The sequence below is a fragment of the Mesorhizobium sp. PL10 genome, from assembly GCF_053714315.1.
In genome coordinates, this window is the sequence record NZ_JBSKBR010000031.1 from 40,903 (window position 1) to 47,176 (window position 6,274).

Here is a 6,274-nt window from a genome sequence, read left to right on the forward strand (position 1 = left end):
TGTCTCCAGACGTTGTTGGTATCTGCCGACGTCCGAATCCTAAATGTTTAGTCAACCCGGACAGTGCAGCTGTGTCTATTGGGCGCGTTTTGGATGCGGCGCCTCCTCTCTATTACACGACAGATCAAGCAGGTTTTGCCGCACAGCGGCGCTGCCTAAATCGCCATTCGCGGCCGTCCCGACGCCACCGCCACCACATGCGCCTCGATGAACATGCGCTGGCCCTCGAAGGTCGAGACCGTGAACTCGGTCGCGATGTCGATGTCGGCGCTGTCGGTGCCGGCGGCTTTCGCGAACAGGGCGGCGATCGCGCGTACATCGGCTTCCGCGGCCGCGATCGCCTTTGCCTCGTCGGTGAAATCGCGCATCGTCTGGCCCGACGCCACGCGGAACAGCCCTTCCTGCGGCTGGCTGATACGGGCCTCGGCCGAGACGCGCACCTGGCCGACCACGGCGCCGAGCGCGTTGGCGACGTCGGTGTCCTCCGGCACGATGCAGCCATTGCCGATCAGCGGCGGCAGGCCGGCATAGTGCAGCGCAGCCGAGGCGCCGAGGCCGATGACCGGCCGGTCGAGCGCGACGGTGAGGCGGGCGATGCCGGGATGGGCGCCAACGGCGCGCTGGACCAGCGCGTGCGCCACAGTCGCCGCACCATCGAGCCCGTCCTCGGCAAAGGCGGTTTCCAGGATGTATTCGGCAGACCAGCGCGTCAGCGTCACCAGCACGCGTTCCGAAATCACCTCCGGTGATGCGGCGATCGGCTGGCCACGGCCATCGCGCCTGCGGGCGAACAATTCGGCGCCGAGGCGGGCGGCGGCGGCATCCCAGTTCGCCTCCGCCAATGTCGGAGACCACCGCATTGTCGAGCCCGGTCATGTGGCGGGCGCCGACGAGGCTGGCGGCGGGACCCGAGAGGATCGTCTCGATCGGCCGCTGGCGGGCGAACGCCGCCGAGACCAGCGCGCCATCGCCACGCACCACCATCAAGGGAGCGGCAATGTTGCGCGCCTGAAGGAACCCCTCGGTCGCCGCCACCAGCCGGTCGATCATCGAGATCAGCCTGGCATTGAGCAGCGTGGTCAGCGCCCGGCGCGGACCGCCGAGTTTGGCCGACAGCTCATGGCTCGATGTGACCGGCAGGCCGGTCCTGTCGCGGATCAGCTCACGGGCTGCGATCTCGTGCGCGGGATTGCGGGTGGCGAAATAGGCGCAGACGGCAAAGCCGGACACTGAGGCGCCGAGCTCCGGCAGCATCGCTTCGAGCCCGGACAGGTCGAGCTTTGCCGCGTTGCCGTGCACATCATGGCCGCCCGGACAAAACACCACCGGGTCGGTGCCAAGCGCCGTCTTCAGCCCATCGCGGGCGAGGTCGGCTTCTGAAAAGCCGATCATGACCAGCGCCACGCGGCCGCCCTGGCCCTCGAGCAGCGCGTTGGTGGCGAGCGTCGTCGACATCGAGACCAGTTTGATGTCAGCCGGATCGGTACCCGCCTTTTCCAGCACCGCATCGACGGCACCCGAAATGCCGACGGCCAGATCATGGCGCGTGGTCAGCGCCTTGGCCTTGGCCAGCACCTTGCCCTTGTTCGGCCCCTGCTGGGGACCTTCGGTCTCGGACCAAAGCACGGCATCGGTGTAGGTGCCGCCGGTGTCGATGCCGAGGAAGAGAGGTTTGGGCTTGGCGGTCATTGAGTAGGGTCGCGTTAGCAGCCTCAGCCGAGTGCGTAGCGCCCCAGCCTGGTAGTGCAGTCGACGTCAGGTTCGATCCCGCCCACTTCCAAGCGCGCCCTGCAGAGGTCAAGCATTCCGCGTCGAGGACGGCAACAAACCTACCGCTGCGGTGCCGTCAGCTTGGACCTGAATTCCTCGTCCAGGATGGCGGGCAGGGATATCTTCTTAGTTCGCGCGCCATCGACGGAGATCATCTCCCCGCTGACGAAGCTCGACTCCTCGCTGACCAGCCAGAGCACGGCATTGGCAATTTCCGTTGGGGCGCCGATTCTCCCCACCGGATGAAGATAACCGAGCTCACGCTCGATCAGGCTCCGGTCCGGATGCATCTCGACGTACGCTCGGTTAAGATCGGTATCGATCCAGCCGGGGCAGACGGTGTTGCATCGTATGCCGTCCGGTCCGAGATCAACTGCCAGCCCAAGGGTCAAACCATGCACGCCCGCCTTGGTGGCCGCGTAGGCAGTGTGCCACGGGTTGACCATATATCCCTCGACCGAGCCGATATTGACGATCGCGGCCGACCCGACACGGCGCATTTCAGGGACGACGTATTTGGTCATTAGAAATGGCCCGCGAAGATTGACCGCCATCAATCTGTCCCAATCCTCGGCGGTCTGGTCATCGATGGACTTGTGCATGACCAAGCCGGCGTTGTTGACGAGGATGTCGATCCTGCCGAAGCGCTCCAGCACCTGGTCGACGAACGCGCGAATTGACGCCTCGTCTGTGACGTCGAGGATAAGGAATGAGAGCTTGCCGGCCTTGCCTGCATCAGCCCGTCCTTGAACGAGATCACCCACGGCGACCGCGGCGCCTTCGTCCGCCAGCCTCTCAGCGATTGCGCGCCCGATCCCCTGATTGCCACCCGTGACGATGGCAACCTTGCCTTCCAATCGATTACCCAAGAATTCCTCCTTATCCAGCCGTGAAGCCGCCGTCGATCGGTACTGCAACGCCGGTGATGTGCCTTGCTTGCTCGCTTGCCAGAAACAGAGTCAGGCTCGCGATTTCCTTCGTGGTCGCCACGCGGCCCTGCGGGCTGGAATCAATGTTCCGTTGCAACGCCTCGGCCGAGGTGACTGGCATGCGGTGTGCCGACACAAGCATGGGGGTGTCTACCGCACCCGGACACACGGCGTTGATGCTAATCTGGTCCTTGGCGTGGTCGAGCGCCATGGCCTGCGTCAGGGACACGACCGCTCCCTTCGAGGCACAATAGGCGACGAGCCCCGGACACCCGACCAAGCCGACATTGGAGGCTATGTTGACGATGCTGCCGCCGCCGGACGTCCTCATGGTCTTCACTGCGGCACGGCTGAAATAGAACACGCCGTTAACATTGGCCTCGAAAGTCTCGCGCCACTCCTCATCCGACGTGTCGAGAGCGTTCCCGCGCCGGATGATGCCCGCGCCGTTGACCAGCACGCTGACTTTTCCAAACTTTGTCACGGTGGACTGAACAACCTCGTCGGCGAAGCCCGAATCCGCTACGTCGCCGAACAACAAATCGGCCTGGCAGCCGTTCTTCCGGATCGAATCCAGCACCTTCTCGCCACGCTCGCGGTCGCGGCCGACCAGCATCAGCGACGCGCCCGCCGCGGCGAAAGCTTCCGCGACCGCCTCACCGATCCCCGATGTTGCGCCAGTGACGATTACCACCTTGTTCGAATGTGTCATTTAAGCATGCCTATCAGGTGATGAGCAGCCCAATTTCGCCGGCCCATTTCTGTTGAACCGCATAGCGCTTGTGGCTTCCTCTCCGCAAGCGACCAAAAAATCATGCGACAGACAAGCTAAAGTTATCGTTGTGCTCCGCAGCGGCCGGCGTTGCCGCCGACGCGACTTGTTTCATCTCAGAGGGTCGTCCAGGAGCAACCAATTGTGCCAATATACTCGCGGGGCTTGGGCCGGCCAACATGACTTTGAATTATACGGGCAGCATTAAAACTCATTTGATGCGTGACTGCGCGCTGCCCTATAGATCGATCTCAGGACGATGGACCGTCCACGTCGTCTCCTGTCGCGGGGATACGATGCCCGCAGCTAGAGGGATAAAGTCGAATGAGCGCAGACAAACTCGTATCGCCAACTCCCGATGGTTTTGTCCTCAATGATAACTGGAGCGATCTGCGCCAGTTTAGACCCATGCCGGACATAGACTTCAAACAGCTTGATCAATATCGCAAGGGTCGGCTGAGAACGGCGATGCGCCAGGCCGACGTCGCCATGTGCGTCGTGGTCAGTCCCATCACCATCCGCTATGCCGTGGACTATAACTCCTATCCGCTGTTCCAGTCCCATATTCCCGTCACCTACCTTTTCCTGCCGCTCGACGGGCCGATCACTCTTCACCAGGGCACGGTCGGCCACCGGTCATCCGCAGATCAGTCGAGGGCAGGCAGGCCTATGTCATTTTTCGAAGGCGGCAACGAATTGGCGGAAGGCGCGAGGCTCCTTGCCGATGACATTGTCGTCTTTCTGAGCGAGATCGGAACGACCAATCGCAAAGTGGCGTTGGAGTACGTCAACCCGAGCCTGACCCAGGCCCTGCTGCAGCGCGGATTGGAGGTTGTCGACGCAGTCGACATCGTCGAAGGCGCCCGGGTCATCAAATCGGAAGACGAAATCGCTTGCATGCGATGGGCATGCGCCGTCGCTGAGCACGGAATCGCGCGCATGCAGGAGGCCATGGGGCCAGGCGTCACCGAAGCCCAGCTATGGGGCATTCTCAACTATACCAATCTCGCCAATCACGGCGGCTGGCACGAGGGGCGCATGCTGGCCTCCGGGCCGCGGATCAATCCTTGGCTTCAGGAGGCCACTCAGCGCGCAATCGAACCAGGCGACCTGGTCGGATTTGACACTGACATGGTGGGCCCGTTCGGATATTTCTGCGATATCTCGCGCACCTTCTACTACGGGAAGGAACGCCCGACGCTCCGGCAGCGCCAGCTTTATCGATATGCCTATGAAGAGTTGCACACTAACATGAAGTTGATACGCCCCGGCGTCAGCATGCGGGACATTCAGGAATCCGCCTGGCCTGTCCCAGAGGAGTTTCGTGCGCAGGCCTACAACTGCCTGATACACGGTGTGGGAATGTGCGACGAGTATCCGCAGGTGAAGCCTTCGTTTCGTGGTCCGGGCGCCTTTGACGCTACGCTTGAGGCCGGGATGGTGATCTGCGTCGAAAGCTATATCGGAGCGGTCGGCGAGCGCGATGGTGTGAAGCTCGAGGAGCAACTGCTCGTCACCTCCGACGGCTACGAATTGATGTCGAACTATCCCTTTGACGAGCGCCTCCTGGACTAGGAACATAGATCCCGGAGGACGAAGCCTTTCGGAGGCTGGCAGATGTCCGAGTTGAAAGATCAGAAGCTTCTGGGCCGCGAAATCCTAATTGCGGAGGACGACAGCAAAGTCGCCTCCGGCCCGAAGGATGCGCTCAGCGCCGAGGGCGCGAAAATCGTCTGTCCGTGGGATACGATCGAAGATCTTCTCGACACGGTCATGTCCTCGCGGTCAATAGACGGCGCCGTGCTCAGCCTAAGCCTGCAAGGGGAGAACACATTCGTCGCAGCCGAAAATCTTGCCCGCCGCCATGTCCCATTTGTATTCTTGGAGGGCCGCAACGCTCCGGAGGTCCCCGACCATTTCAATGGCGTCGCCGTTCTGGAAAAGGACAGCGATGCCGCCGTTATTGTCCAGCATCTGGCAACGATCGTATTGGCAGCCGCGGGCCCTGGCGAACCGCGAAGATAGCCGCGCGACTCGCCACCTTATGCCAGGGGCACTAACGGTCGCGAGCCGGTTATGGCCCCGGACTGGAGGTTGATGGCGAGACTTTCGGTGCACCCATCGCGGAGTTTTAAGCGCGGCCGGCCGCGCCGCGTTGACGATCCAACCGGCATAACGACCAAGGAGTATGACATGCCCGTTATTCACATCGAGACCTTCAAGGCGGATGACGATAAGAAGGAGGATCTGGCCGCTGAAATCACGAAGCTGTTCTGCGACAAGATGAACCTAAGACCGGAGCAGATCCACGTTGTGTTCGATGAATATGAGCCGAGCAACTGGGCAACCGGCGGCAAGCTCTGGTCGAGGATGTGAAGCGCAGCCGCGCCGCACTCGTTCCAAGAAACGCCCACTTCGGCCTTCGCGGCTGAGTTAGGTTGTTGACCATCCTGGACCGCCGCGTAGCGGTGCTTCGGGCGTGACACTCTGCCGTGGCGCGGAGCTATCGACGTGACGCAGTCACGCGCAAGGCAAGGCTGCGGCTACCATCGGCCGCTCCGCTTCGCCTAGTACAGACGCGAAAGGGCATGGTTTGGCAAGCCAATCATGAATTGGGATCGGCTATCGGTTACCTGGCGGCGCTGTGCTCCGTACGTCATACACGCCGCTAGCACTACTTTGGCAGATTTTTAGCGGCGGCGCGTTTTTGGAATTCCCAAGAGAGAGTTTGCGTCATTCATGGGAGGTCGGCTTGTGGAGGGCCGATCAATGGATGTGGACTGGCAAGCCGATCTCGAGCACT

The 6,274-nt window shown here is 61.9% G+C and carries 5 protein-coding genes and 1 pseudogene; 3 read left to right on the forward strand and 3 right to left on the reverse strand.

The genetic code is table 11. The annotated features are described in order from the left end of the window. Positions 1-155: 155 nt before the first annotated feature. The 3 genes and pseudogenes from ACWGTO_RS29275 to ACWGTO_RS29285 all read right to left on the reverse strand — a co-directional run bounded on the left by ACWGTO_RS29275 (position 156) and on the right by ACWGTO_RS29285 (position 3,411). Positions 156-1,689, reverse strand: a pseudogene (locus ACWGTO_RS29275) (hydantoinase/oxoprolinase N-terminal domain-containing protein). A gap of 140 nt (positions 1,690-1,829) precedes the next feature. Beyond that, positions 1,830-2,639 (reverse strand): SDR family NAD(P)-dependent oxidoreductase, encoded by an 810-nt coding sequence (locus tag ACWGTO_RS29280; RefSeq protein ID WP_454578262.1) that lies wholly within the window; start codon positions 2,637-2,639, stop codon positions 1,830-1,832. A 10-nt stretch (positions 2,640-2,649) separates the two neighbouring features. Further along, the gene (locus ACWGTO_RS29285) at positions 2,650-3,411 is read right to left on the reverse strand and encodes an SDR family NAD(P)-dependent oxidoreductase (protein WP_454578263.1); all 762 of its coding nucleotides are present in this window, start codon (positions 3,409-3,411) and stop codon (positions 2,650-2,652) included. Positions 3,412-3,795: 384 nt separating this feature from the next. Between ACWGTO_RS29285 and ACWGTO_RS29290 the strand changes: the two genes are divergently transcribed. The 3 genes from ACWGTO_RS29290 to ACWGTO_RS29300 all read left to right on the forward strand — a co-directional run bounded on the left by ACWGTO_RS29290 (position 3,796) and on the right by ACWGTO_RS29300 (position 5,847). Beyond that, positions 3,796-5,046 (forward strand): M24 family metallopeptidase, encoded by a 1,251-nt coding sequence (locus ACWGTO_RS29290; protein ID WP_454578264.1) that lies wholly within the window; start codon positions 3,796-3,798, stop codon positions 5,044-5,046. 42 nt (positions 5,047-5,088) lie between these two features. Further along, positions 5,089-5,496 (forward strand): hypothetical protein, encoded by a 408-nt coding sequence (locus ACWGTO_RS29295; RefSeq protein WP_454578265.1) that lies wholly within the window; start codon positions 5,089-5,091, stop codon positions 5,494-5,496. A 72-nt stretch (positions 5,497-5,568) separates the two neighbouring features. Then, positions 5,569-5,847 (forward strand): tautomerase family protein, encoded by a 279-nt coding sequence (locus tag ACWGTO_RS29300; RefSeq protein ID WP_454578266.1) that lies wholly within the window; start codon positions 5,569-5,571, stop codon positions 5,845-5,847. Positions 5,848-6,274 lie beyond the last annotated feature (427 nt).

Bases quoted from the DNA above. Each gene is read 5' to 3' on its own strand.
- ACWGTO_RS29295 (WP_454578265.1), top strand. From the start codon at position 5,089: ATGTCCGAGTTGAAAGATCAGAAGCTTCTGGGCCGCGAAATCCTAATT.
- ACWGTO_RS29300 (WP_454578266.1), top strand. From the start codon at position 5,569: ATGGCGAGACTTTCGGTGCACCCATCGCGGAGTTTTAAGCGCGGCCGG.
- ACWGTO_RS29285 (WP_454578263.1), bottom strand. From the start codon at position 3,411: ATGACACATTCGAACAAGGTGGTAATCGTCACTGGCGCAACATCGGGG.
- ACWGTO_RS29290 (WP_454578264.1), top strand. From the start codon at position 3,796: ATGAGCGCAGACAAACTCGTATCGCCAACTCCCGATGGTTTTGTCCTC.